Below are 4183 nucleotides of genomic sequence, written 5' to 3'. Positions count from 1 at the left end.
AGTCAGCGAAAATGACCATCTGCGTGATAACTTGTTTGAGCTTTGCCGTGAAATGCGTGCGCAGGCCCCGCGCCTGCAGAATGTCGTTTCACCGGAGGAGAAGGAGGCCCTTCGCCTGGCGGGCGAGTCCCTCGCCGCCGCTGCAGTATGCCTGATGAGCGGGCATCATGATTGTCCGCTGTACATCGCTGTTAACGTAGAGAAGCTAGAACGCTGTCTGACAGGATTGACTTCAAATATTCATAAATTGAATAAATTGTCGCCAATCACTCATGCCTGATCGGCTGAAACTCAGGGGAAGTGGACGCTTCCCCTGTTAAAGGTTATGTAAAAATCCCCGCGCAAATTTCCCCGCTGGCTACCCTTTAGCGCAGAGCTGACTAAAGGAGAATGCCATGCGTCCAATCCCGCTGCTGTTGATATTGAGCGCCTTAGCGCTGCCAGCCCTGAGCCAGGCCGCGGTGCGGGTGGAGGTATTGCAAAACCGGCTGGCCCATCCGTGGGGTCTGGCGTTTCTCCCCGACGATCAGGGCATGTTGATTACCCTGCGCGGCGGCGAGCTCAAGCGCTGGCAGCCAGGTAAAGGCCTGTCGGCGCCGATATCCGGCGTGCCGCAGGTGCGGGCCAACGGCCAGGGCGGCTTACTGGATGTAGCGCTGGCGCCGGATTTTGCGCAGTCGCGACGGGTATGGCTGAGCTATGCGGAAAGCGACGCCAGCGGCAAAGCGGGCACCGCGGTAGGCTACGGGCGGTTAAGTGAGGATGCCACGCAGCTGTCGAACTTTACCGTGGTGTTTCGCCAGCAGCCGAAGCTCTCCGTGGGCAATCATTTCGGTGGCCGGCTGGTGTTCGACGGCAAAGGGTATCTGTTTATCGGTCTGGGAGAGAACAATCAGCGTGCCACCGCCCAGGAGCTCAGCAAGCTGCAGGGGAAAGTGGTCCGCCTGACGGAGAGCGGGGACGTTCCACCGGATAATCCCTTTGTCGGCCGGGCTGACGCCAGGCCAGAGATCTGGGCCTACGGTATTCGCAATCCGCAGGGCATGGCGATGAACCCATGGAGCGACGCGCTGTGGCTCAATGAGCACGGCCCGCGCGGCGGGGATGAAATTAACATCCCGCAGGCGGGGAAAAACTACGGCTGGCCGCTGGCGACGCATGGCATTAACTACAGCGGCCTGCCGATCCCGGAGGCCAAGGGCAAGACGGCCCCGGGTACCGAGCCTCCCCTGTATGTCTGGCCGGTCTCCCCCGGGGTGAGCGGGATGGCCTTTTACGCGGCGCAGACTTTTCCCCAGTGGCAGCATAAGCTGTTTATCGGCGCGCTGAAGGAGACGTCGCTTATCGTCTTATCGGTGGACGGTAATCAGGTCCGCGAGGAGGGGAGGTTACTGGAGGCGCGCGGGAAGCGTATCCGCGACGTCCGCGTGGGACCCGACGGCTATCTGTACGTATTAACCGACGAGTCTAACGGCGAACTGTTGCGCTTGAGTCCGGAGGGTTAACCTCAGGTGACCGGGATCTTCACGACCGCGTGCCAGGCGGGGCGCTGGCTAATCTGCTGATACCAGCGCTGCAGATGGGGTCGCGGTTGCCAGGTATCGAGGATCGTCAGCAGATTGTAGACGAAGGGGGCAACGGCAATATCGCCAAGGCCGAAGTGCTTGCCAGAGAGCCATGGCGTTTTCGCCAGTTCGTCATCAAGCATGGCAAACAGCGATTCACAGGCGCCGATCCCCGCGGCGATGACCGCCGGATCGCGCTGCTCCGGCGGCGTCCTGACCAGGCCCATTAACACCGGGCGATGGGCGGGAGAGAGCGTGCCGTTGGACCAGTCCATCCACTTTTCCCCTTGCGCGCGCTGCGCCGGTGCGGCCAGCCACAGGCGATCGACGCCGTACTGGGCGGCAAGGTAGCGAATAATGGTATTTGATTCCCACAACACCACCCCGGTAGCATCGTCTTTTAACAGCGGCACCAGCCCGTTCGGGTTCATCGCCAGATATTCCGGGTCATGATTGAGACCAAACTCCAGCCCGGCGAGGATCTGCTCATAAGGAAGATCCAACTCCTCCAGCACCCAGCGTACTTTCTTCACGTTGGTCGAGTTATTACGTCCCCACAGTGTAATCATTTTCGCTCCTGAGTTTGTTTCACTGCCGTTGCAGCGCGATCGGCGATCATGTTGGGATAAAGTTAATATTTAGGCAATCACGATCAAAAAAGTTGTTCTGATTAAAGCACAGCGGCACGTTATTGCGTAAACTTTAAAAACTTTACCAACTCGCTGTTTCTTTAAGGTCATTTGTACGCTTTACTCACCGGTTGCTGCGGCGCGGTCAGAGTGGTGCGGCATATTTTGTTTGGAAAGGATACTTGGGTGGCTCTTATGATGCATGACGCTTTTTCCCTTCGCGGCCTCGCTGCAGGTTGCGCGCTGTTATTTCTTGTCGCACCTGCGGTGCAGGCTGCAGAACAACTCCCCGACGCCCCTTCGATTGACGCTCGCGCCTGGATCCTGATGGACTACGCCAGCGGGAAGGTGCTCAGCGAAGGCAATGCCGATGAAAAACTCGACCCGGCCAGTCTGACGAAGATCATGACCAGCTACGTGGTGGGGCAGGCGATAAAAGCGGGAAAAATCAAGCTCACCGATATGGTGACCGTCGGACGTGATGCCTGGGCGACCGGCAACCCGGCGCTGCGCGGCTCATCGGTGATGTTCCTCAAGCCCGGCATGCAGGTCTCGGTGGAAGATCTGAATAAAGGGGTCATTATTCAGTCCGGTAACGACGCCAGCATTGCCATTGCCGACTACGTGGCGGGCAGCCAGGACGCATTCGTCAGCCTGATGAACGGCTATGCCAAAAAAATGGGGCTGACCAACACCACCTTTATGACCGTCCACGGCCTTGATGCGCCGGGTCAGTTCAGTACCGCCCGCGATATGGCGCTGCTGACCAAAGCGATGATCCACGATGTGCCGGAAGAGTACGCGGTACATAAAGAGAAAGAGTTCACCTTCAATAAAATTCGCCAGCCGAACCGCAACCGTCTGCTGTGGAGCACCAACCTCAACGCCGATGGTGTGAAAACCGGGACCACCGCCGGGGCCGGCTATAACCTGGTCTCCTCAGCCACCCAGGGTGATATGCGTCTGATCGCCGTGGTACTGGGGACCAAAACTGACCGCATTCGCTTTAACGAGTCAGAAAAACTGCTGACCTGGGGCTTCCGCTTCTATGAAACCGTGACGCCGATTAAACCGGATGCCACCTTCGTTACCCAGCGCGTATGGTTTGGCGACAGCAGCGAAGCGAAACTGGGAGCCGGCGAGGCGGGCTCTATCACCCTGCCGAAGGGCCAGCTGAAAAACCTGAAAGCCAGCTACACCTTAAATCAGCCGCAGCTTACCGCGCCGCTGGAGAAGGGGCAGGTGGTCGGGACTATCGACTTTAAGCTGAATGATAAAACCATCGAGCAGCGCCCGCTGATCGTCATGGAGCCGGTGAAAGAGGGCGGTTTCTTCAGCCGGATGATCGACTTCGTACTGATGAAACTCCACGGCTGGTTCGGCAGCTGGTTCTCCTGATGCCATGACCGCGCCCGGCGGGGCGCGGTCAGTGACGCCTCAATACAGCAGGGAGATCTGCTGCGCCTTCGCCAGCGCGACCAGCTCATCATCCGGGCAGATATCGCTGGCGATCACGTCAAATTTCGCTAACGCCCCCATGCGCGCCGGACGCACTTTGCCAAACTTGCTGTGGTCGACCACCAGCACGTGGTAGCGCGCGTGACGCATCGCCCAGTGCTTGACCGGCAGCTCCTCCAGGTTATAGCAGGTCGCCCCCTGCTCGCAGTCAATGCCTGCCGCCGAGTAAAAGGCGATGTCAGGGCTCAGATGGCTGAGGGTGTCCTCAAGGCTCAGCGGCATAAAAATCGCGTTGCTGGCGTGAAATTCCCCACCGCACAGGACCGCGCGACACTGCGGTTTCTCCTGCAGGGCCAGGAAGGTATTCAGGGAGTAACAGACGCCGGTGAAGGGCAGGGCATCATCGATGGCGTCAATGATCCACGGCGTGGTGGTCCCGCAGTCGAAGAAAGCCATCTGATGGGCCTCTAGCAGCGCGGCCGCATGGCGAGCGGCGCGGCGCTTTTCCTCGACCAGCCGGGTTTTTTGATC

Annotated in this window: 5 protein-coding genes; 3 read left to right on the top strand and 2 right to left on the bottom strand. The window is 59.0% G+C overall.

Features of this window, described 5'->3' with window-relative positions:
* Both CW267_RS29610 and CW267_RS29605 read left to right on the top strand, forming a co-directional pair.
* Positions 1-280: biofilm formation regulator BssR (locus CW267_RS29610; RefSeq protein ID WP_101148711.1), on the top strand; the 280-nt coding region annotated here is incomplete at its 5' end.
* A 115-nt stretch (positions 281-395) separates the two neighbouring features.
* A complete protein-coding gene (locus tag CW267_RS29605; protein ID WP_047666181.1) occupies positions 396-1505 on the top strand; it encodes a PQQ-dependent sugar dehydrogenase in 1110 nt (369 codons plus the stop codon).
* Positions 1506-1507: 2 nt separating this feature from the next.
* Here the strand turns inward: CW267_RS29605 and CW267_RS29600 are convergent, their stop codons facing one another.
* Positions 1508-2134: a glutathione S-transferase family protein gene (locus CW267_RS29600; protein ID WP_046622758.1), complete on the bottom strand. Its 627-nt coding sequence runs from the start codon at positions 2132-2134 to the stop codon at positions 1508-1510.
* Between the two features lie 255 nt (positions 2135-2389).
* Between CW267_RS29600 and dacC the strand changes: the two genes are divergently transcribed.
* Complete coding sequence (gene dacC / locus CW267_RS29595; protein WP_004201290.1) at positions 2390-3592, top strand: serine-type D-Ala-D-Ala carboxypeptidase; 1203 nt, start codon at positions 2390-2392, stop codon at positions 3590-3592.
* A 39-nt stretch (positions 3593-3631) separates the two neighbouring features.
* On the opposite strand, the gene deoR is transcribed toward dacC, so the two are convergent.
* Positions 3632-4183: DNA-binding transcriptional repressor DeoR (deoR, locus tag CW267_RS29590; protein WP_101148710.1), on the bottom strand; the 552-nt coding region annotated here is incomplete at its 5' end.

The organism is Klebsiella sp. X1-16S-Nf21, assembly GCF_002837615.1.
Taxonomy (GTDB): domain Bacteria; phylum Pseudomonadota; class Gammaproteobacteria; order Enterobacterales; family Enterobacteriaceae; genus Klebsiella; species Klebsiella variicola.
Note: the sequence above shows the minus strand (reverse complement) of the source record. Positions and strands in the feature narration are given on the sequence as shown.